Source organism: Streptosporangium sp. NPDC002544, from assembly GCF_040295965.1.
Classification (GTDB): domain Bacteria; phylum Actinomycetota; class Actinomycetes; order Streptosporangiales; family Streptosporangiaceae; genus Streptosporangium.
The window spans coordinates 92,917-114,090 of sequence record NZ_JBEOWJ010000015.1; the positions used below are offsets into that span (position 1 = coordinate 92,917).

Consider the following 21,174-nt stretch of genomic DNA (forward strand, 5'->3'; position numbering starts at 1 on the left):
TATGTCGACTGTTGATCTCGATGCCAAGGCGGAGAAGGCTCTGAACGAGCTGACCTCTGATGGCCGTTCGGCGACCGAAGCCGTTCGCGAAGCGCTCATCATCGCTCAGCGTCTCCACCGTATGGAGTTGGCCCGGGTCGCAGCCGAGAGGCTGGCAGGCGATCCCGCGGACAGGGCCGAAGCAGAAGCGATCATGAGAGACACGGGGCATCTGCGTGCATGGTGACACGCACCGGCTATCTGCTCTTCGTGGTGCGATGACCCATGAGCGGTGAGGTGAGCGTTCCATCGCTGGGTTTCCTATCGAATCTATTGGCCCTCGGGGATGGAAGGTGAAGGCCGCCCGCGACGGTTGTCGGGGCGGCCGGGGGCGGTGTTCTAGCTTCGGTCGAACTCGTTGGCCTTCACGCCGTTGATGAAGGCGTCCCACTCGGCGGGGGTGAAGAAGAGCTTGGGGCCTTCGGGGTCCTTGGAGTCGCGTACGGCGATCAGCTCGGGATGCTCGGCCTTGTGGCCGGGGGCGTCGACGACATCCTTGAGCTCCGCGACCTCAACGCAGTTTCCGCCGTTGTTGCCGCTGAGGCTTGACCTACGCCATTGCGCCTTGCTCAGGTCCATCTTTCCTCTGCCGTTCTCTTGATGAGGTCTATCGACATGCCAAGCGGTAGAGCCTCTATGCGAATGGCCTCGAACTGGGTCACCGCTGCCGCGACATCGTCCCGATCGCTGGTGGTGAGTCCGCGAATGGCCGTGTCCAGATACGCTACCTCGATTCCGCCTTCCAATGTGGCGATCGCGAATCCCGCCAGAATGCCCGTGCGTACGCATCCGCGCGGTACGACTTGCACGCTTATCTGGGAATCGGCGATCGCCGTTAAATGTTCTAGCTGTTCGCGAACGATTTCGGGGCTCCCTACCAGCCGATGCAGGGCCAGTTCGTCGATCACGCATCGAAGAGTGGGAGGCGCTGGATTCTCGCGGGTCAGGATTTCCTGTCGTGCCAGACGGGCCGCGGTCGCCGCATCATTCCCCAGTAGGGCATGCGCGTAAGCCTCGGTTTGCAGGAGACCGGGCATCACCATCGGTTCGTATATTCGGAGAGTGGTGGCTTCCTGCTCCGTGTCCTTCCACTTCCCGAACCATGTCGGCAGGGCTTGTCCCTTTCTCCAGTCGAGGAGGCGGCGGAGGGCGCCGCCCGTGTTGAGGACCGCGTCGCAGGCGTCGGCGAACTCCGGGCTGGCCGGGATCTGGCCGGTCTCCACCCCGCTGATCAGGGACTCGCTGAAATGGATCTTCTCGGCCAGTTGACTCTGGGTGAGCCCAGCCGCTTTCCGGTAGTGCTTCAGCTCCCGGCCCCATATTGCCTGAGGTGTGTAAAGGTCGACCACGATGCCCTCCTTGCCGGAATTCAACAACGGCCGTGCGAATCCCCAACGCTCGTCGGTGGTAACCGTTCGACTACCAAGCGTAGCCATATCGCGGCACGCTGGCCATATGGATTCCAAAGAAGAGAGGGAGGCCGGAAAAGAGGCTCTCAAGGCGTACGCGGCACTGATCGAATATCGCTACACGCTGGACCCTTCCCTGGCCGTGCTGGGGGAGAGATGGATACCGCGTGAAACGAGAAACGTGGCCTCCGCCCGCCGATTCGTCCGGGACATTGCCACCGACTGGAACACGTCGGAAGACATCCCGGAAATCGCCGAACTCCTGGTCTCCGAACTCGTCACCAACGCGATCGCATACGGCTCGCCGGACGTTCCAGAGCCGACCGCCATCCGTGTCAGAACCACCAGGGAGAAAGAATTGATGACCGTGGACGTCTATGACTCCTGCATGGCCGTCCCCCGGATGAGACAGACCGACCACCTGGCGACCTCCGGCAGGGGCCTCACCATCGTCGAAGACCTCTCCCACAACTGGGGCTGGACCCTCAACCCCTACGGAAAGTCCGTCTGGTTCCAGTTGGTGGCATGGCCCTGAATGTTTTCGCTCATGCCAGAGGAGATGGGGGAGCGAGGGTTCCGGCGGCGAGGGCGTGGGTCAGGGCGGTGGCGGCGGTCTGGCCCGAGGTGGTCAGCTCCCGGAGTTCGGCCTCGAAGGTGAAGATCCTGCGGAAGGTGTCGCCGTACCTTCGCTGCTCCTCGACCGAGAGGCGCGGCACCTGGGCGCGGCGCGGGTCGAAGCGGGTGGAGCCCGACTGGGTGCCGGTCGTCGCACCCGGGGAGAGCGCCCGGACGAAGCCCGCGAGGAAGAACGGGTCCAGCCGGTCGGGGTCGGGGCGCAGCAGGACGAGCCGGGGGCCGAGCAGCAGGCCGGTCTCCTCGATCACCCGGGTGGCCAGGCCGCCGGTCCCGATGGCGGCGACCACGTCTCCGGGCTCGATCCTGACCCGGCCCTCGGGGCGGGTGCGCGTCTCCACCGCGCCCCCGTCCAGGACGTGCCGGTCGGTCAGCACCGGATCGCCCGAGCCGTCGATCTCGAAGCGCCCCGCCTGCCAGACGGCCAGCGCCCCGATCCGCTCCAGTTCCGCCAGCGTGACGGACGGCAACTCCTGACCGGTGCCGGGGACGGCCTCGGGGACGAGGGTGGCCAGCCGCCCGAGCCGCTCGGCCAGGCGCTCGCGGAGCAGGAGATAACCCTCCGCGGAGACCTGCTCCTCGGTTCCGAGATACCGGGAAGGGGTGACGTCGACGTCCTCGTCGACCAGCTCGATGATCGGGACCGTCCGGCTCTCGCCCGGCCTGTCGACGTCGAGGTCGGGGTCCGCGCGGAACTCGTGCCACCGCTCGGCCACCGCGTCGAGGTTTCCCAGGTCGGCCTCGGCCATCAGGACGCGGGAGGGGGTGCGGTCGTCGGCGGTGGGCTTGCGCAGCACCCAGATGTGCACGGGCAGCGCGGTGCCACCCGACGCGACCTTCGGAGGGAGGCCGATGACGGCCCGCAGGGTCCCGCGCCGCAGCAGGTTGCTGCGGATGCGGCGGCCCGAGCGGCGGTTGGCGGCGATCGCGGGCATCAGCAGCACCGCGACGCCACCCGGCGCCAGGTGGGCGAGCGCGTGCTGGACCCAGGCCAGCTCCGACTCCATCTTGGGCGGCAGCCCGTACTCCCAGCGCGGGTCGCTCGTCAGCTCGTCGTATCCCCAGTGGCGCTCGTTGAACGGGGGATGGCACACCACGGCGTCGACGGTCAGGTCGGGCCAGGCGTCATGGCGCAGCGAGTCGCCCGTCCTGACCTCGCCACCGGTCTCCGGCGTACCGCCCGCCGCCCTGCCGCCCGCCCGCTTCCGGCCGGCCGCCGGCGTCTCGTCACCCGCTCCGGCCAGTGCCAGGCGTGACTGCGCCAGCCGGGCGAGGGAGTCGTCGTACTCCTGCCCGTACGCGCGCAGCCCCGGGGCCGCCGCGGCGAGCAGGACGCCGAGACCGCAGGCGGGGTCGAGGACGGATTGGGCGTCGGGCCCCGCCAGGTGGGCCATGAAGTCCGCGATCTCGGCGGGCGTCTCGGCCAGGCGGCGCGAGTGGACGTCGGCGTAGCGGTCCAGCAGGAAGCGGATGGCCCCAGGGCCGCCCTCCTCCTCGGCGTACCGCCTGATCAGCTCCCACGCGGGGGCCGGGACGGTGTGGGGCCGGCCCTGGCCGAGCAGGAGCTCGGCGGCCTCGGCGACGACCTCGCCGAGCCTGAGGTCGTCGCCGGCGGCGCGGACCTGCTGCCAGACGCGCTCGCGTAGCGGGAGCTCGGCCACCTTGCCCTGCGCGAGCAGCCACGCCTCGACGGCGCCGAGTGAGAAGGTCGGGCTGGTCGCCGTCCCGCCCACGGGCTCGGGGAAGTCCTCGTGCCGTCGCCGCCAGTTGCTCACGGCCGCGCGGCCGACGCCCGCCATCCGCGCGATGTCGGCGGCGGTGACGCTCGCTTCGTCCCCTGCCATCGCCAGCCTCCGTTTTCCCACGTCAGCTCATTTGACATGTGGACGACAACTTATCTCACGGCGTTGACGGGCGTCGATCGGCGGCATCGGGTACGTGTATTTGGTTCACGCGACGAGGGGGCCGGCGTAAAAGGACCTGCGAATTGTCGGTGGGGCAGGCAAGGATGACCCCATCATGGTTATCCACCCGTCTCTCCCGTTCACCGCCACGACGTCCCCGAGCGGGGACATCGTGGTCTTCTACGTCGGCACCGAGCCCCGGATGACACCGGAGCAGGCGCTCGCGTTCGCCGACCAGCTCCGTGACCTCGCGGCCGGTGCGTCGCGCCCGGGTCGCCGGGAGCACCGGTCGGCGGGCACCGGATGTCCTGACCGTGCCATGGCGTATTCGCGATAATCCCTTTCACTCTCCGTGGTCATTGCGTAACGTTCTGCCTGTCGTGGCTTCCGGAAAGGGGGGCCGCCTCATCGATTCGCCGTGCTCCCGATGCCCAAGGGCGCTCCCGAGGACGTCGAAGTCGGATACGGAAGGACGGAACATGCAACCCTTCGAGCTCCCTGACTTCTACCTGCCGTATCCGGCCAGGCTGAACCCCCACGTGGAGACCGCGCGCGAGCACACCAGGGCCTGGGCGCACGACATGGGCATCCTCGATCCCGACCTCGGCATCTGGGACGAGGACAGGCTGGAGGCGATGGACTACGGCCTGCTCTGCGCCTACACCCACCCCGACGCGCCCGCCGGTGAGCTCGACCTCATCACCGACTGGTACGTGTGGGTGTTCTTCTTCGACGACCACTTCCTGGAGGCCTTCAAGCGCAGCGGTGACCTGGCCGGGGCCAAGGAATACCTCGACCGGCTGGCGGCCTTCATGCCGGTGCACCCCACCGGGCCCGCTCCCGAGCCGGAGAACCCGGTGGAGCGCGGCCTGGCCGACCTGTGGGCCCGCACCATCCCGGCCATGTCCGCCGACTGGCGGGCCCGGTTCGTTGAGAGCACCAGGAACCTCCTCGACGAGTCCCTCTGGGAGCTCGCCAACATCAACGCCGGACGCGTCGCCAACCCGATCGAGTACATCGAGATGCGGCGTAAGGTCGGCGGCGCCCCCTGGTCGGCCAACCTGGTGGAGCACGCCGCGGGCGCGGAGGTCCCGGCCGCCGTCGCCGCCAGCAGGCCGATGCGGGTGCTGAGGGATACCTTCGCCGACGGGGTGCACCTGCGCAACGACCTCTTCTCCTACGAGCGGGAGGTCGGCGACGAGGGCGAGCTCAGCAACGGGGTGCTGGTCTTCGAGCGCTTCCTGGGCTACGACACCCAGCAGGCGGCCGACGCGGTCAACGACCTGATCACCTCCAGGTTGCACCAGTTCGAGAACACCGCCCTCACCGAGTTGCCGGCCCTCTTCGAGGAGCACGGCCTGGACCTGAAGTCCCGCATCGACGTCCTCGCGTACGTCAAGGGGCTCCAGGACTGGCAGTCGGGTGGCCATGAGTGGCACATGCGCTCCAGCCGCTACATGAACGGCGCCTCGCAGACCTCCCCGGTCGCCCCGGCCCTCCTCGGCGGTCCCACCGGCCTGGGCACCTCGGCGGCGCGCATCAGGCTGGCGCCCGGCATCACCGGCCCGGGTGGGATCAGGAGTCACCTCCACGTCCCCCTGCAGAAGGTGGGGGCGGTGCCGCTGCCCGAGATCTACATGCCGTACCCGGCCAGGATGAACCCCAACCTGGACAGCGCCCGCCGCCACGCGGTGGAGTGGGCGCGCGAGATGGGGATGTTCGAGCAGCTACCCGGCTTCCCCGGGCTGGCCATCTGGACCGAGCGCAAGCTCGACGGCTACGACTTCGCCATCTGCGCCGGGGCGATCAACCCGGACGCGCCCGGCCCCGAGCTGGACATCTCGACGTTCTGGCTCACCTGGGGGACCTACGCCGACGACTACTTCCCGGTGGTGTTCGGACCCCGGCGTGACATGCTCGGCGCGAAGGTGTTCAACGAGCGGCTGTCGGCGTTCATGCCGCTCGACCTCTCCGCCACCCCGCCGCCGGCCAACCCGATCGAGCGTGGCCTGGCCGACCTGTGGTTCCGTACCGCGACCCCCATGTCGGAGAGCGCGCGTGCCGGGTTCCGCCGGGCCGTCGAGGACATGACGGAGAGCTGGCTGTGGGAGCTGGCCAACCACATCCAGAACCGGGTTCCCGACCCGGTCGACTACATCGAGATGCGCCGCAAGACCTTCGGCTCCGACCTCACCATGAGCCTGTCCCGGCTGGCCCACGGCCAGTCGGTGCCGCCCGAGGTCTACAACACCCGGACGATGCGCGGGCTGGACGACTCGGCCGCCGACTACGCCTGCCTGGTCAACGACCTCTGCTCCTACCAGAAGGAGATCCAGTTCGAAGGCGAGCTGCACAACTGCGTGCTGGTCGTGCAGGACTTCCTCAACTGCGACCTGCGACAGGCGGTCGACATCGTCAACGACCTGATGACGTCTCGAATGCGGCAGTTCGAGCACACCGTCGCCACCGAGATCCCAGCTCTGTTCGACGACTTCGACCTCGACGGGGAGGCTCGGGAAACAGTCAACGGATACGTGGCGGAGCTGCAGGACTGGATGGCGGGCGTCCTGCTCTGGCACATGAAGACCCGCCGCTACGACGAGTCCGAGCTGAACTACCCACCCGCGACGACACGGCCCCTCGGCGCCCCCGCCGGGCTCGGCACCGCGGCCGCTCACCTTGGGGCGTCCGCGCACCGATACCTCGCGGCGGGTCTTTGAACATCGATGTGGCCGAGCGTGCCCTGTGCTCTCGCAGGGCCGCTTCCGGGCAGGCGGACAAAGATGCCGCGCTGCCGTAGCGCGAGGCGGCGTTGACCGGATAGAAATACGTCAACCCTTCATTTAAGGCTTGACGTAAGCATGGCGGCACCGAGAGAGCGCTCTCTCGGTGCCTCGGCGTCGTCATGCCGCCCGTGCTCGATAGGCAGGTCGATGAGAACAGCCCGCGACCAGGATGTGCGTGTGACCTCGCGTACACGCAGAGGCATCTCCCTAATCCGTCTCCTCGCGCTGGCCGCCTCGGCGGCGGCGCTCGCCGCCACCGGCCTGGTGTCCGTGGCGGGCCCCGCCGCCGCGCACCCGGGCGGGGAGCCGGACTTCGGGCCCAACGTCTTCGTGTACGACCCGTCGACGCCTGCCCCCCAGATCCAGGCCAAGCTCGACGAGATCTTCACCCGGCAGGAGAACAACGAGATGGGCACGGACCGCTACGCCGTGCTCTTCAAGCCCGGCCGCTACGACGTCAACGCGAAGCTCGGCTACTACACGACCGTCGCCGGCCTCGGCCAGTCGCCGGACGACGTCGACATCCACGGCGCGGTACGGGTCGTCGGCCAGCCCGACCCGACCTCGGCGGCGGGCATCTCCGCGCTCACCAACTTCTGGCGCTCCGCCGAGAACCTGTCCGTGACGCCGACCGACTGGTCGAACCAGTGGGCGGTGTCGCAGGCGTCACCGATGCGACGGGTCCACATTCGCGGCACCCTCTGGCTGGAGCCGGGGAACGGCGGATTCTCCAGCGGCGGGTACATCGCCGACTCGAAGGTCGACGGGGTCACGATCAACGGCTCGCAGCAGCAGTGGCTGACGCGCGACAGCGTGCTCGGCGACGTCTGGACCAACGGGGTCTGGAACCAGGTGTTCTCCGGCGTGGTGGGTGCTCCCGAGGGAGGCTTCCCCAACCCGCCCTACACGACGCTGCCCACCAGTCCGGTGACGCGCGAGAAGCCCTTCCTGTACGTCGACGGCTCGGGCGCCTACCGGGTCTTCGTCCCGGCCCTGCGCCGCGACACCTCGGGCACGACCTGGGCCGACGGCCGGCAGCAGGGCTCGTCGCTGCCGATCCGTGACTTCTTCATCGCCAAGCCGACCGACAGCGCGCGGAAGATCAACCAGGAGTTGTCGCGCGGCAGGCACCTGCTGCTCACCCCGGGCGTCTATCACCTCGACCGGGCCCTGCGGGTCAAGCACAAGGACACCGTGGTGCTCGGGCTCGGCATGCCGAGCCTGGCCCCCGACACCGGTGACGCGGCACTGCGCGTCGAGGACGTCGACGGCGTCCGGATCGCGGGTGTGCTCGTCGACGCCGGGCGGCGCGAGTCCGACACGCTCGTCGAGGTCGGCGGCGACCGCAACAGCCACCGGGACCACGCCAGGAACCCGATCTCGCTGCAGGACGTCTTCTTCCGCATCGGCGGACCGTGGGTGGGCAGGGCGAAGACGAGCCTCGTGGTCAACAGCGACGACACGATCATCGACAACATCTGGGCCTGGCGCGGCGACCACGGCAACGGGATCGGCTGGACCCAGAACACGGCGGACACGGGCGTCGTGGTCAACGGCGACGACGTGACGGCGTACGGCCTGTTCGTCGAGCACTACCAGAAGTACCAGACGATCTGGAACGGGGAGAGGGGCCGGACGATCTTCTACCAGAGCGAGCTTCCCTACGACCCGCCGAGCCAGGCGGCCTGGACCAGCCCGACCGGTAAGGGCTGGGCGTCGTACAAGGTCGGCCGCGGGGTGCGGACCCACGAGGCGTGGGGCCTGGGCGTCTACTCCTACTTCAACCAGGGAGTGGACATCCGCACGGACCGGGCGATCGAGGTGCCCAAGACCCGGGACGTTCGCTTCCACAACATGGTCACGGTCTTCCTCAACGGCAGCGGCGGTATCGAACGGACCATCAACGAGGCGGGCACCCCCGTCGTGGGCTCCTACGGAACGAGCAACGTGGTCAGCTACCCCTGACCCGATCCGGCCGGTGAACGGCGCCGCCCAAGGAGGGCCGTGGTGCGCGGGCCTCCTTGGGCGGTGTCCAACGGACGTGTTCCCGCACCGGCGGGGGCACGTCCCGCTCCGGCCCGCGCAGCAGCGACGGGAACGACGCCTGGACCGGCAGTGGCCTCGGGGCTCCGAATACAGGTCAGCCGGTGTCGGCTGTCGCTGTCGCCCGGTTGTTTCGTGGCCGGGCGATCAGGCTGCGTTCCGTTAGGGCGCCGAACACCAGTCCGAGGGCGGCCGATACGAGCCCGACGAGCATTACGCGCAGCAGCAGTGCGCGCATCGTCATAGCGCGTCCCGTCTGCTGGTCAGTGACAGGGGAAGCCGAGGAGATGCCGGCCGTCGTGGACGAACTCGTGGACGAATCGCCGTCATAGTCAGGTTGATGACAACGTACGATGCGGGTCGGGTTCCGTCCGTGGGCCGGAAGGAAACCAAAGGCATCCACAGACGCCATCCCCCGCTCACCATCCGGAGCCGCCACGTGACGATCCGTTTGATCTTGGTCTGTCATGGTCCCACCGTCGCGCTCTCCCGGGCGTTCTTCCCGGCCGACGAGCCGCTCACCGAACGAGGCGGACACGCGGCAGGGCACGGGTGGGAGTCCGCGGCGACGGCCTGGTGCAGCCCCGCCGCCGCGGCCAGGGAGACCGCGGCGGCGCTCGGACTGGACCCGTCGATCGAGCCCGCGCTGCGCGACTGCGACTACGGGCGCTGGCGCGGCCGCGGGCTCGCCGAGGTTCAGGCCGCCGAACCCGAGGCGATCCAGGAATGGCTCACCGATCCCGCCGCCAGGCCGCACGGCGGGGAGTCGATCGTGGATCTGATCGAGCGGACCGGCGACTGGCTGGCGGGCCTGTGGCGGGATTCCTTCCACGGTCGCGCGGTCGCGGTGACGCACGCCGCGGTCATCCGGGCCGCGCTGGTGAACGTGCTCGCCGCGCCTCCCGCCTCGTTCTGGCGCGTCGACGTCCCGCCGCTGGCCCGGGTTCAGCTCACCGCCCACCACGGCCGCTGGCAGCTGCGCGCGACCGAGCCTGACCGGCCGCCGGTCTGACGGAGAGCCACGACCTCAAGCACGCCGGGCGGCGCGGTGATGAGAGTTCCCTCCCTGCGCCTCGGCATCAAAAACTCATGAGAAAAGCCCATATAGCCGTATATTGCTTTTCGGGGGCACTCGAAAATGCTTGTCAAAATGCGGCGAGCCCGGGTTTCGGTACGGCCATCCTCCTCCACCTCTGGTGAAGAGTGTCTGCTCAGAGGCATCTGACGCGGGTACCTGTAACGAGAGGTTCGACTATGCCGTCCAGGGGAGGTCACACCCGGCCGCGGGTGGGCACCGTGACAGGGATCGCCGACGCCTCGGGCCCAGCCCCTTCGACGCGTGGCCTCGGAGTCCACGGACTCACCACCGGGCTGATCCGCCATCCGCCGTGCCAGAGGTGAAGAACGACCGGCCATCCGACGTGCCGCTGGCCGGTCTGACCGTCATCAGCGGACTCGTGGACGCGATCAGCTACGTGGGCATCGGCCAGGTGTTCATGGCGAACATGACCGGAAACCTGCTCATTCTCGGCTTCGCCGCGGGCGACCCGTCCAAGTTCCCGCTCGTCGCGACGGCCATCGCCGTCATGGGATTCTTCCTCGGGGCCGGGCTGGCCGGGCAGCTGGTCGAGAGGGTTCCGAACGTCCGCCGCAGGCTGATCCTCGCCATGGCCATGGAGACCAGCCTGTTCGGCATCACCACAGTGGGCTCGTTCCTCCTGCCCACCACCCAGGCCGGCCGCTACCCGCTGATCGTCGCCCTGGGAGTCGCCATGGGCGGGCGGAACACCGTCGTGCGCCGTCTCAAGATCCCCGACATCAGTACGACCGTGGTGACCGGCACGTTGGCCAATCTGGCGGCCGATTCGGTTCTCGGCACCGGCAGGCACACACGTGCCCGCCGTCGCGCCGGGGAGATCGTCGCGCTCGTCCTCGGTGCCTGGGCCGGCGTCCTGCTGCTGCGGAACTTCGGGTTCAACGCCACACTGGTGGTGCTGACCGTCCTGATGGCCCTGACAACCGTCCTCTACATCTGGCGCACGTCACCGGCGCGCGCCCGCTGACCTGTTACCGGTCGCGGAAGCAGAGCAGCTGGAAGGAGCGCGGCGGGGGATCCGTTTGGTGAGACGGAAAGGGCCGCCGCGCCATGCCCGCGCTCCTACCCCGACGCGGGACGGCTTCACGATCAGCTCTCAAATTTGACGTCAACGACGAAGTTCACCTCGGTGGCGCCGAGCGAGCCGGTGACCAGCCAGCAGCCTGGATGGGGGAAACCCACGGTGCTTGCCTGAAAGCCGCGTGTCCCGTAGCCGGATGAGAGTTCCTCCGTCACGGTCTCGCCGGTCCGGAGAGAGGTGGCACCCAGTTTCAACCGGCCGTCGAACGCTCGCCACCATCCCATCTTCAGATGGTGTTTGCCGTCCGGCCAGCGGACGGCGCGCGAGTCGGAGGTAGGCAACGCCACCCACAGGCCGCCACCGCCGTAGAGGCCGTCGTTTCCGGAGTTCCAGCGAATCGCCTCGGGAGGTGGCGGGGCGGGGCGGTCGGCGGGTCTGGTGACCGGGCACGGCAGGTCTTTTCGCAGAGTGCCCGGCTGCGGCCCGATCCTGGTCGGCGCGAGTGTCGGCCCGGGTGTCGGTCCGGTGGACGCCGACTCCGTGGGTGGTCTCCGTACGTCCGAGGCGCAGGCGGACGCCGCGGCGGCAATGATGATGCCAAGCAGCGGGATCAACGCTCTCAGGTCACCTCTGGTGCAGGTCATGGCGGACTCCTGGGGGCCGGGGGAGAACAGGGCTGTGCGTCATTGATACGTACGAGCGCGATGTCACGATCCCGAGAGGTGGCCGACGGGAGGCTGTGACCTTGGTCACCCGGACCCGAGTGCGCGGGCCGACACGGAGCCACATGATGCTCTGCGGCCGTGGCGGGAGATCAATGTGCCTGCCCGGCGAGCCATTCGACGAGCGGTGGCCTGACCGCGGCACACAGCGGCTGGTTCCTGGCATCGGTGAGGCGAAGACGGGCCAGCAGCAGCCCGGAGCGCGTGGCGGCCTTGGCGGTGGTCGGGTCGACGGCGTCGAGCATCAGCTTGGCTCGCCGGAACAGGGTGAAGGTGCCGGCCTCCCCCAGGGTGCCCCATGACAGATAGATGAACCGGCCTTCGGGGCGGCCCTGGATATGGGGACCTTTGAGGTCGATGCCGGACGGGGTGGTGGTCGCGGTGCACTCCAGCGTCCAGGTCGCCGACGCGGCGTCGCCGGGCTGCGGGTCGAGCAGCTCCTCTCGCTGGTTTCGGCGTTGGACCGCGACGTGGATGTCGGTGTAGCCGGGGAAGCCAGGGGCGGTGGCGCAGGTGCGGCCTGGCAGGTCGAAGGCCTCGATCCGGATCTGCATGGGATCATCTTCTCGCAAAAGGCGGGGCCGTCAGCGGCGGTGGCGTGTGGCGGCCCCGGCTGGATGCGGGAATCTTCTCTGCCGTGGCATCGACTACCGGGGCGAGCAGAGCGTGCCTGCGGGGGCCAACGTCAGCCTCGTCAGATACCGGTCGGCGTACCCCGTCACGCACGGGTCCTTCGCCCGCAGGTAGACGACGTGAACGGGGCCGTCATAGCGGACGGCGACCGAGCCTGGGATCCTGCTCACCAGGAGCTCGGTGACCGGAAAGTCACGATCGCCGCCGAGTCCCAGCACCGAAGGCAGTCCGGCCGGCAAGGGGCGCGGCGGGTTCACCGGCCGGTGCCGCCAGCCGGAGCAGGCCAGGGCCTCCAGCCCGGTGCCCACCCCGCCGCCGAAGTCGCGGGAGATCCGCTCGCTGTAACGGCGGTCGCTGACGAGCGCCTCGTACCCCAGTCCGACCAGGCCGTCCGGGCACCGGGTCGCCGCCGCGCCCGGCGAGCTCCAGCTCGCGGAGACGCCCAGGATCTGCTCGCCGAACCAGGCGAAGTCGCCCTTACTCGCCTTGAGCAGCGCGCCGGCGAACTCCGGTGACCTCTCCGGAACGGGGAGGACCATCCGGGCCAGCGCCTTGAGGTGCAAATCGGTCAGTCTGATCTCACCCAGCCGGGCGGAGGCATACGTGACGGGCCTGCGGCCGGTGCTCTTGATCAGCTCGCGCCAGAGCTTACGCACGTTCCGCCCCCGCAGGGCGCACGCGTCGTCACCGGCACACCAGGTGGTGAAGCGCTTGAACGCCGCCTCAGTGGTGCGCAGTTGCACGCGTTCCATACCGCGCCAGCCCACCGTCGCGTCGGGCGTGCTGTCGAAAACCACTGCTCGGACGTGCCCAGGGTAAAGCCGCGCGTACGCGGCGGCCGGAACCCCGCCGTAGGAGAAGGCCAGCATGTTGAGCCTGTCCTGGCCGAGGGCGATGCGGATCGCCTCCATGTCCCTGGCCACCGAGTCCGAGTTCAGGTGGTCGGCCAGAGCAGTCGTGTCGTCCTGGCGGCACCGATCGACCAGGCGTTCCAGTGCGGCGGCCTGGCCGAGCAGCGCGGTGAGCTGGTGACCCATGGCCTGCTCGACCAGGTCAGGCGATCGGCCAGCGCCGCGATCGGCCCCGGCCCGCCCGCCCCGGCCCTTCTATCCGCTTGGCCAGGCCGAGCGCCGCGCGTCCGGAAGCGCCCGCTAGCATCGGGGTCTCCTGGTCCCGCCTCGCGGATGCCCCCACCGCGGCCGATTCGCGACGGAGCCCGCGTGCCCACGATCGACCCCCGACGTCTTCTTGTCCTCCGTGCCTTCGTGCTGTCCGACTCGGTCACCGCGACCGCGGCGGCGCTGCACCTGACGCCGTCCGCGGTGTCGCAGCAGCTCGCGGCGCTCGAGCGCGAGGTCGGCCACGCGCTCGTCGTACGCACGGGGCGCAAGCTGGCGCTCACGCCGGCCGGGCGTATCCTCGCCGGGCACGCCGAGGAGATCAACTCCCGGCTGAAGATCGCCGAGGCCGACCTGGCCGCGCACGCGGGCGGTGTCCTCGGGCAGCTCCGGATCGGCGCCTTCCCCACGGCGATCAGCTGGTTGGTGGCACCCGCCATCGTCGAGCTGCGCCGCCAGGCGCCGGGCGTCGACGTCACGGTCGTCGACGCGGAGGCGCACATGAGCCACCGGATGCTGATGCGCGGCGATATCGACGTGACCGTCAGCCTGGAGTACGAGTCCGACCCCGAGCGCGACTCCCCCGACATCGTGAAGTTCCCGCTCTACATCGAGCGGTTCAAGGCCGTCCTCCCCCACGCGCACCCGCTGGCCGGCGAGGAGGGCATCGGGCTCACCCAGCTCACCGAGGAGGGCTGGATCATGCCCTCGCCCGGTAACCCGTGCCGCACGATGGTGCTGCAGGCGTGCGCCGAGCTCGGCTTCCACCCGCCGATCACCCACGTCTCGGACGACTACCGCGCCGCGCTGGCGCTGGTCGCCGCCGAGGCGGGGATCTGCCTGGTGCCGGAGTCCGCGCTCTCCGCCCGCGACGCCGACTGGGTGACGATCCTGCCGACGCGCGGCATCGCGCCGCTGCGCAAGGTGATCATGACGACGCGGCGCGACAACCAGGGCCACCCCGTCGTACGTGCGGGGCTGGAGGCGATGCGGGCCGCTGTCGCCCAGCCGGACTCGGAGATCTACGGCCCGCTCGCGCGGTCCGACACCTTCAGCGTCGAGTGACGGCTCCGGCCGACGGCGCGTTCTCGCGGAGGAAGGCGTCGACGTGCCGGTGGTACTCGTCCGGCTTGTCGCGGCGCACGCAGTGGTGGGCGCCCTCGATCACGACGACGTCGAAGCCGGGCGCGACGGCCGTGAGGCGCTCACGGGAGTGCTTGTCGACGATGACGTCGCCGGTGCCGGTGACGAGCAGCGCCGGTACGCCGGCCGGGCCGACCGTGATCTGCCGCGCGGTCGGCGTCCAGATCCGGCGCCTCTCGTGGACCCGCTGCTCCATGTAGTCGATGTCGACGGCCTTCATCGCCTCGGCGAGTGGGCGCAGTTCCTGCTCCGCCCAGTGGGGCTTGAGCTCGCGCTGCATGTCCATGAGCTCCTCGACCGACGCCGTGTCGGCGTAGTCGAAGGGGTCCTTGGTGGTCTGCTCGACGCTGAGCCACGGGTTGGGACCGGCCTCCGGCACCCACCACGGCGGGTCCTCGAGCACGACGCCGGCCACGAGGTGCGGGGCGTCGGCGGCGACGAAGGCGGCGATCCGCGCGCCCATGGAGTGCCCGACGACGAGCGTCTTGCGCCCGGTCTCGTCGAGCATGTCCTTGAGGATGTCGATCGCGTCCTGCACCATCACGTCGGTGGACGAAACGCCCTCGTGCTCGGGCAGGCGGCTGGGCGACTTCCCATGGCCCCGGGCGTCCGGCGCCACGATGTGGTAGTCGCCGCACCAGCGGTCGACGGCGTCGCCGAAGCACGCGCCGGACTCCACGGCGCCGTGCAGGATGAGGATGGCGGGCGCATCTGCTGCGTCCCGCCCGTACTCTCGGACGAACAGGTCGGTTCCCACGTGTCCTCATTCAGTACTCTGTCGCGCCGGCCTCCGGCCGGCTCACGACGGGGTGGTCGTTCGGTGAGTCATGGTCATGATCGTGGCACGCCTGGTCGGCGTCGCGCAACGCTCCCGCAGGTCAGGCCGGCAGCTCCGCCTCCGGTGTCGCCTCGACCAGCGCGCGCGTGCAGGGGTGCTGCGGGGAGCGGAAGATCTCGTCGGACGGGCCGGTCTCGACGATGCGGCCGCGCTGCATGACGGCGACGCGGTCGCTGTAGAGCCGGATCACCGCCAGGTCGTGGCTGACGTGGAGGAACGAGATCCCCTGGTCGCGCTGCAGGTCGGCCAGCAGGTTGAGGATCTGGGCACGCACCGACACGTCGAGCGCCGAGGTCGGCTCGTCCGCGATGATCAGGTCCGGCTTGAGGGCGAGCGCGCGCGCCACGGCGACGCGCTGGAGCTGCCCGCCGGACGCCTCGTGCGGGTAGCGCCCCAGGTAGTCGGCGCCGAGGCCGACCGACTCCAGCAGCGCGACCAGCTCGGCGGTCGACGTCGTCTCGCCGTGCGCACGGAAGACGTTCTCCAGCGTCTGCCGCACGGTCTGCAGCGGGTTCAGCGACGCCAACGGGTCCTGGAAGACCATGGCGACGTTGCGCCGCAGCCGCCGCAGTCCTCGCCGACCGAGGCGGGCGACGTCCTGCCCGTCCGTACGGACGGTGCCGGACGTCGGCACCACCAGGCCGTTGGCCATCCGCGCCAGCGTGGACTTGCCCGAGCCGGACTCGCCGACCAGGCCGAGCGCCTCGCCCCGCTCGACGTGGAGCGAGACGCCGTCGACGGCGAGGAAGCCCTTGCGCCCGCGGCCGAAGCCACCGGCGGCGCGGTAGCGCTTGCTGACGTCGGTCATCTCCAGGATCGGCTCGCTCACCGGGCGACCTCCTGCGGTGCGGGGAGACGATCGAGGTGGCAGGCCGCAAGGTGCAGGCCGCCCCCCTCGCTGGTCGGGCGGACGGTGGGCAGCGGTGTCTCGACGACACAGCGCTCGCCGACCTGGTCCGCGAGGCCGCAGCGCGGCGCGAAGGCGCAACCCGGTCCGGCGTCGCGCAGCGACGTGGGGGCGCCGGGGATGGCGCGGAGCCGGGTCCGCTCCCCTCCGGTGTCGAGTCGGGCGTCCAGCCGCGGCGTGGCCGCGCGGAGACCGGCGGTGTACGGGTGGGCGGGCTGCTCGAAGATGTCGCGGAGGCTGCCGTACTCGGCCTGGCGGCCGGCGTACAGCACGAGGACGTCGTCCGCCGCGCTCCCCACCACTCCGAAGTCGTGGCTGATCAGGAGCATCGCCATGCCGTACTCCTGCTGGAGCTCGCGGAGCAGGGCCAGGATCTGCGCCTGCACCGTCACGTCGAGCGCGGTGGTCGGCTCGTCGGCGATGAGGAGCGCCGGCCGGTTCACCAGGGCCATCGCGATCACCGCGCGTTGCCGCATGCCGCCGGAGAACTCGTGCGGGAAGCGGCATACGGCGTCCGCGGGCTCGGGGATGCCGACCCGGTCGAGCATCTCGACCGCACGGGCCCGCGCAGCGCGGCGGGTGACCGACGGGTTGTGCAGGCGGATCGCCTGGGCGATGTGCGCGCCGATGTCGAGGTACGGGCTGAGCGCGGACATCGAGTCCTGGAACACCATGGCCACGTCGGAGCCGCGGGCCCGGCGCAGCTCGCGCTCGTCGGCGGAGAGCATCTCCCGGCCGGCGACGACGATCCGGCCCCGGGCGCTCGCCCCGCGCGGCAGCAGCCGCATGATCGCCCGGCCGGTGATCGTCTTGCCCGACCCCGACTCGCCGACCACGGCGAGCGTGCGGCCGCCGTCCAGCCTCACGGAGAGGTCCCGGACGACATCGGCGGTGACGCCGCCGCTGGTGAACGAGACGCACAGGTCCTCGACCTGGAGTACGGGGTCAGGCACGGCGGATCCTCGGATCGAGAAGCGGCATCAGCAGGTCGGCGATCAGGTTGCCGATGATGATGAGGAAGGCGGAGAAGAGCGTCACCCCGACGACGATGCTCAGGTCGGACTCGTTCACGCCGGACAGCAGCAGGTCGCCGAGCCCGTGCAGGCTGAACACCTTCTCCGCGATCACCGACCCGCCCAGGAGCGCGGTGACGTCGAGCGCGAACATCGCCACGACCGGCACCATCACGCCGCGGACGGCGTGCCGGTTCACCTGCCGGGCCGACGCGCCGCGCGCGGTCATCGCGACGAGGTGGTCGGCCGAGAGCTCGTTGAGGAGCTGGGTGCGGGTGACCCGGATGTAGCCGGCGGCGAGGATGAACGACAGCACCATCCACGGGCCGATCAGGTGCCAGGCCCAGTCCGCCGGTGACTCCGAGAACGACACGAAGCCGGAGTACGGCAGCGCGTTGAGCATGAAGCCGAAGACCTGGACGACGAGCAGGCCGACGAGGAAGGTCGGCACCGACAGCCCGAACATCGCGAAGCCGGTCGAGAACCGGTCGACGATCCCGCCCTTGCGTATCGCCGACAACGCGCCGAGGCCGATGCCCACGACGAGGCACAGGACGGCCGCGCCGACCGCGAGCGACAACGTGACGGGCAGCCGCTCGACGATGAGCGTCGTGACGTCGCTGCGGTTCGGGAATGAGTAGCCGAAGCAGGGTGCCTGGCAGTGCACCTGCTGGGCGCCCTCGCCGTATGTACGGCCGACGAAGAGACCCTTCACGAACTCGGTGTACTGCCACACCGCGCTCTGGTCGGTCTGCATGTAGGCGCTGACCTTGGCCCGGGTCTCGGGCGGGCACGGCTTGCCGCACATGGCGCGGGCCGGGTCCTTCGAGGCCCCGAAGAAGAGGGCTATCGTCACGAAGGCGATCGCGAGGAGCATGAACACCGCGGTGACCATGCGGCGGGCGATGTAGACGATCATGCAGCATCCTCCGTGCGCACGTCGAGGACGTCGCGGAGCGCGTCACCGGCGAGCGTGGCGCCGAATACGATCAGGAACACCACGGCGCCCGGGAAGAGCATGTACCAGACGTCCGCACCGCTGTAGATCCACGGCAGCGAGTCCGAGAGTAGTTTGCCGAGGTCGGGGACGTCGCCACGCAGGCCGACGCCGAGGAACGACAGTCCCGCGACGACGCTGACGTTGCCAGGCAGCGACATCGCGAACAGGACGACGACCAGGCCGAAGAGGTGCGGCAGCATCTCTCGGCGGATGATCTGCCAGGGCGGAGCCCCGGTCGCGCGCGCCGCCTCGACGAAGGCGCGGGCGTTGACGGCGCCGGCCTGGGCGCCGATGATCCGGGCCGGGACGGTCCAGCCGAAGAAGGCCAGTACCAGTACGAGGACCAGGCCCCGCGGCATCTCCGGCGGCACGATCGCCATGATCGCGATGACGAACATCAGGCCCGGGAAGCCGAACATGAAGTCGATCACCCGCCCCGCGACGGCGTTGAGCCAGCCGCCGAAGTACCCGATCGCCGTACCGAGGACGGCGGCGAAGGCGATCGACAGGATGCTCGCCCCGAACGCGATGAACAGCGACGAGCGGATGCCGTAGACGATCTGGGCGAACAGGTCGACGCCCGTCACCGGGACGACGCCGAGCCAGTGGTCGGCGCTGACGCCACCGAAGGCGCCCAGCGGACGGCCGCCGTCCGGGTCGAGCAGGTCGGGGTGGAAGGTGCTCGGGTCCTGTCCCTCGATCCGCACGAGCAGCGGGGCGCAGAGCCCCGCGACGAGCGGCACGACCAGCATGACCAGGCCGGCGACGCCGGACCGCTTCCGGAGGAAGCGGCCGAGGGCCGGCGTACCCCGGCCCTCCGCCTGCTGGATCTCAGCGATCGACACCGACGACCAGCTCATTCGCGAACGGCGGGTAGGCGGGGATGAAGTAGTTCAAGATCTTCGAACCGGCCAGGGCCTGCGTGCGCTGCACGAGGATCGGCACGACCGGGGCCTCCTCCATGATCTGCTTGTCGATCGCGGCCCACATCTCGGCGGCCTTGTCGAGGTCCGGCTCCGCGGTCGCGGCGTCGATCGCGGCGTCCACCTCGGGGTTGGAGAACTTCGAGGCGTTGCCGCCGCCGTTGTCGATCTCGCTCGACGCGAACAGCGGCTGGATGGTGCTCATGCCGCTCGGGAAGTCCGCTCCCCAGCCGTTCGTCGTCATGTCGTAGTCGCCGTCGGCGGACGAGACGAGCTCGTACCAGGTGTTGCCGTCGAGGCCCTTGAGCTCGACCTTGACGCCGACCCGCGCCAGCGAGTTCTTGATGCTCTGGGCTTCCTTCTCCTCGATCGCACTCACGTCGGTCGGGTAGGTCAGCGTGAGCTTCAGGTCGGAGACGCCGGCGTCGGCGAGCAGCTCCTTCGCCTTGTCGACGTTGCCGGTGTCACCGCCGTCGTACAGGTTGTACTCGGTGTGGCCGGGGATGCCGGGCGTCATGATGGTCGAGGTGATCTGGCCGCCGAACTTCGGGCCTCCGTACACGCTCTGCACCTCGGCCTTGTTGATCGCGTAGTTGATCGCCTGCCGCACGCGGACGTCGGAGAGGCCCGGGCGCTTGACGTTCATGGCGAGGTAGCGGAAGTAGCCCGACGGGCTGTTGGCCATGCGGCCGGAGATCGACGGGTCGGACTCGATCCGCTGGAACTGCGACGGCGAGATGAGCGCGTTGCTGATCGCGGTCTTGTCCTCGCCCTTGTCGTCGATGAGGCGCTGCACGATCGTGTCGTTGTTCAGGCCCATGTCGAGGACGATCTTGTCCGGGCCGGCGAACCGTGCCTGGTCGGTGTCGGCCTTCCAGTTCGGGTTGCGGTCCAGCACCGCCTGCGAGCCCTTGCGGAAGCTCGTCACCTGGTACGGGCCGCTGGCGACCGGGTGCTCGCCGTACGTCTCCGGCTCGGTGTCGGCCGCAGCGGGCACCGGCGCGAAGGCCGGCATGCTGACGATCCACGGCCAGTTGCCGAACGGACGCGTCAGATGGAAGACGATCTTGTGGTCGTCGACGACCTCGATGGAGTCGAGCTCCTTGCCGTCGTACGGGCCGTCGTAGTCGGTGCCGCCGACCAGCAGCGTCTTGTGGTAGCCGAGGCCACCCTGGAACATCGGCGCGAACGACCGCTCGATGCCGTACTTCACGTCCTGCGCGGTGATCGGGCTGCCGTCGGAGAACTTCAGGCCCTCCTGCAGCGTGAAGGTCCACGTCTTGCCGCCGTCGTCCGTCGTACCGGTGTCGGTGGCGAGGTCCGGCACGAGGGTCGTGTCCTTGTCCGGGAACGTCCGCCACGACGTCAGCCCGCGGTGCACCCACCGCAGCCGGCTGGTCGGCACCATCTGCGCGTTGGCGGTCTCGAAGGACTCGTTCGCGCGCCGCGAGAGGTAGTGCAGGGTCCCGCCCTGGGGCGCGGACTCGAGCGCCGTCGTGTTCTTGCCCTTCGTCGGCTCGGTGGACTGCGAGTTCGCGTTGCAGCCCGCCATCACGAGGGCCAGGACGAGCGCGAGCCCTGCGGGCACCACTCTCCGGGATCGGTTCGCCATAGATCGCGCTTCCTGTGAAGCGGTCCCGATCGGTCGGGTCCGCTGCTTGAATCTCAGGAAGGGAGTCTGTTGGCGGGCGAGAGCGCGCGTCCATCGAGGAGTTTTGCAGGGAACCTTTCAGAAAATCTTACAGATCGCGGAGATCTGCGCGCGCGGCGTCCATGATAGCCCGGCGGTCCCCGGGGTCGAGGAACAACGGGACAGCCATTGGCGGTGAGATGGATCATGGTGCGGATGGTCACCGCGACCTGCGGAAACACTAAAGATCGTGTTATCACGCCGGACCGTCCCGCCATGTTCGGGCCGAAAAGCTGACTCGACACTGTTGGTCGTG

At 69.5% G+C, this 21,174-nt stretch carries 21 protein-coding genes and 1 pseudogene; 8 read left to right on the forward strand and 14 right to left on the reverse strand.

Annotation, left to right across the window (positions count from 1 at the left end):
- Position 1 precedes the first annotated feature (1 nt).
- Positions 2–226, forward strand: coding sequence for a hypothetical protein (locus ABT061_RS23240; protein WP_350921324.1), 225 nt, complete (start codon positions 2–4; stop codon positions 224–226).
- Positions 227–378: 152 nt separating this feature from the next.
- Here the strand turns inward: ABT061_RS23240 and ABT061_RS23245 are convergent, their stop codons facing one another.
- Both ABT061_RS23245 and ABT061_RS23250 read right to left on the reverse strand, forming a co-directional pair.
- A complete protein-coding gene (locus ABT061_RS23245; protein ID WP_350921326.1) occupies positions 379–618 on the reverse strand; it encodes a DUF397 domain-containing protein in 240 nt (79 codons plus the stop codon).
- The gene (locus ABT061_RS23250) at positions 609–1,388 is read right to left on the reverse strand and encodes a helix-turn-helix domain-containing protein (protein WP_350921329.1); all 780 of its coding nucleotides are present in this window, start codon (positions 1,386–1,388) and stop codon (positions 609–611) included. The genes ABT061_RS23245 and ABT061_RS23250 overlap by 10 nt, the downstream gene beginning before the upstream one ends.
- Before the next feature lie 106 nt (positions 1,389–1,494).
- Between ABT061_RS23250 and ABT061_RS23255 the strand changes: the two genes are divergently transcribed.
- Positions 1,495–1,983: an ATP-binding protein gene (locus ABT061_RS23255; protein WP_350921331.1), complete on the forward strand. Its 489-nt coding sequence runs from the start codon at positions 1,495–1,497 to the stop codon at positions 1,981–1,983.
- A gap of 10 nt (positions 1,984–1,993) precedes the next feature.
- Here ABT061_RS23255 and ABT061_RS23260 read toward each other — a convergent pair whose 3' ends face one another.
- Complete coding sequence (locus tag ABT061_RS23260; protein ID WP_350921333.1) at positions 1,994–3,925, reverse strand: HsdM family class I SAM-dependent methyltransferase; 1,932 nt, start codon at positions 3,923–3,925, stop codon at positions 1,994–1,996.
- 175 nt (positions 3,926–4,100) lie between these two features.
- Between ABT061_RS23260 and ABT061_RS23265 the strand changes: the two genes are divergently transcribed.
- The 3 genes from ABT061_RS23265 to ABT061_RS23275 all read left to right on the forward strand — a co-directional run bounded on the left by ABT061_RS23265 (position 4,101) and on the right by ABT061_RS23275 (position 8,736).
- Positions 4,101–4,322, forward strand: a complete 222-nt coding sequence (locus tag ABT061_RS23265) for a hypothetical protein (protein ID WP_350921336.1) — start codon at positions 4,101–4,103, stop codon at positions 4,320–4,322.
- Between the two features lie 142 nt (positions 4,323–4,464).
- The gene (locus ABT061_RS23270) at positions 4,465–6,705 is read left to right on the forward strand and encodes a family 2 encapsulin nanocompartment cargo protein terpene cyclase (protein ID WP_350921338.1); all 2,241 of its coding nucleotides are present in this window, start codon (positions 4,465–4,467) and stop codon (positions 6,703–6,705) included.
- A 243-nt stretch (positions 6,706–6,948) separates the two neighbouring features.
- Positions 6,949–8,736 (forward strand): pectate lyase-like domain-containing protein, encoded by a 1,788-nt coding sequence (locus ABT061_RS23275; RefSeq protein WP_350921340.1) that lies wholly within the window; start codon positions 6,949–6,951, stop codon positions 8,734–8,736.
- 175 nt (positions 8,737–8,911) lie between these two features.
- On the opposite strand, the gene ABT061_RS23280 is transcribed toward ABT061_RS23275, so the two are convergent.
- A complete protein-coding gene (locus tag ABT061_RS23280) occupies positions 8,912–9,052 on the reverse strand; it encodes a hypothetical protein (protein ID WP_350921343.1) in 141 nt (46 codons plus the stop codon).
- 25 nt (positions 9,053–9,077) lie between these two features.
- A pseudogene (locus ABT061_RS23285) lies at positions 9,078–9,134 on the reverse strand (CbtB domain-containing protein); the annotation flags it as partial.
- 119 nt (positions 9,135–9,253) lie between these two features.
- Here ABT061_RS23285 and ABT061_RS23290 point away from each other — a divergent pair.
- Together ABT061_RS23290 and ABT061_RS23295 are read left to right on the forward strand one after the other, a co-directional pair.
- Positions 9,254–9,826, forward strand: coding sequence for a histidine phosphatase family protein (locus ABT061_RS23290; RefSeq protein ID WP_350921344.1), 573 nt, complete (start codon positions 9,254–9,256; stop codon positions 9,824–9,826).
- Positions 9,827–10,202: 376 nt separating this feature from the next.
- A complete protein-coding gene (locus tag ABT061_RS23295) occupies positions 10,203–10,877 on the forward strand; it encodes a YoaK family protein (protein WP_350921345.1) in 675 nt (224 codons plus the stop codon).
- Positions 10,878–10,999: 122 nt separating this feature from the next.
- Here the strand turns inward: ABT061_RS23295 and ABT061_RS23300 are convergent, their stop codons facing one another.
- The 3 genes from ABT061_RS23300 to ABT061_RS23310 all read right to left on the reverse strand — a co-directional run bounded on the left by ABT061_RS23300 (position 11,000) and on the right by ABT061_RS23310 (position 13,323).
- Entirely contained in the window at positions 11,000–11,575 is a 576-nt protein-coding gene (locus ABT061_RS23300) for a hypothetical protein (RefSeq protein WP_350921348.1), read from the reverse strand.
- A 170-nt stretch (positions 11,576–11,745) separates the two neighbouring features.
- Entirely contained in the window at positions 11,746–12,207 is a 462-nt protein-coding gene (locus ABT061_RS23305; RefSeq protein ID WP_350921350.1) for a DUF5990 family protein, read from the reverse strand.
- 93 nt (positions 12,208–12,300) lie between these two features.
- A complete protein-coding gene (locus ABT061_RS23310) occupies positions 12,301–13,323 on the reverse strand; it encodes an alpha/beta fold hydrolase (RefSeq protein WP_350921352.1) in 1,023 nt (340 codons plus the stop codon).
- A 183-nt stretch (positions 13,324–13,506) separates the two neighbouring features.
- Between ABT061_RS23310 and ABT061_RS23315 the strand changes: the two genes are divergently transcribed.
- Positions 13,507–14,469: a LysR family transcriptional regulator gene (locus ABT061_RS23315; RefSeq protein ID WP_350921354.1), complete on the forward strand. Its 963-nt coding sequence runs from the start codon at positions 13,507–13,509 to the stop codon at positions 14,467–14,469.
- Here the strand turns inward: ABT061_RS23315 and ABT061_RS23320 are convergent.
- From ABT061_RS23320 to ABT061_RS23345, 6 genes are all read right to left on the reverse strand, one after another.
- A complete protein-coding gene (locus tag ABT061_RS23320; RefSeq protein WP_350921356.1) occupies positions 14,456–15,304 on the reverse strand; it encodes an alpha/beta fold hydrolase in 849 nt (282 codons plus the stop codon). The two genes, ABT061_RS23315 and ABT061_RS23320, sit on opposite strands and share 14 nt — an antisense overlap.
- Positions 15,305–15,425: 121 nt before the next feature.
- Positions 15,426–16,214, reverse strand: a complete 789-nt coding sequence (locus ABT061_RS23325) for an ATP-binding cassette domain-containing protein (protein ID WP_350921359.1) — start codon at positions 16,212–16,214, stop codon at positions 15,426–15,428.
- Positions 16,211–17,245 (reverse strand): ABC transporter ATP-binding protein, encoded by a 1,035-nt coding sequence (locus tag ABT061_RS23330; protein ID WP_350921361.1) that lies wholly within the window; start codon positions 17,243–17,245, stop codon positions 16,211–16,213. Before ABT061_RS23330 ends, ABT061_RS23325 begins: the two co-directional genes overlap by 4 nt.
- Positions 17,238–18,224 carry an ABC transporter permease gene (locus ABT061_RS23335; protein WP_350921363.1) on the reverse strand — a complete coding sequence of 329 codons (987 nt, stop codon included), beginning with the start codon at positions 18,222–18,224 and terminating at the stop codon, positions 17,238–17,240. Before ABT061_RS23335 ends, ABT061_RS23330 begins: the two co-directional genes overlap by 8 nt.
- Positions 18,221–19,150, reverse strand: coding sequence for an ABC transporter permease (locus ABT061_RS23340; RefSeq protein WP_350921365.1), 930 nt, complete (start codon positions 19,148–19,150; stop codon positions 18,221–18,223). Before ABT061_RS23340 ends, ABT061_RS23335 begins: the two co-directional genes overlap by 4 nt.
- Entirely contained in the window at positions 19,137–20,840 is a 1,704-nt protein-coding gene (locus tag ABT061_RS23345; protein WP_350921368.1) for an ABC transporter substrate-binding protein, read from the reverse strand. The genes ABT061_RS23340 and ABT061_RS23345 overlap by 14 nt, the downstream gene beginning before the upstream one ends.
- Positions 20,841–21,174: the final 334 nt, after the last annotated feature.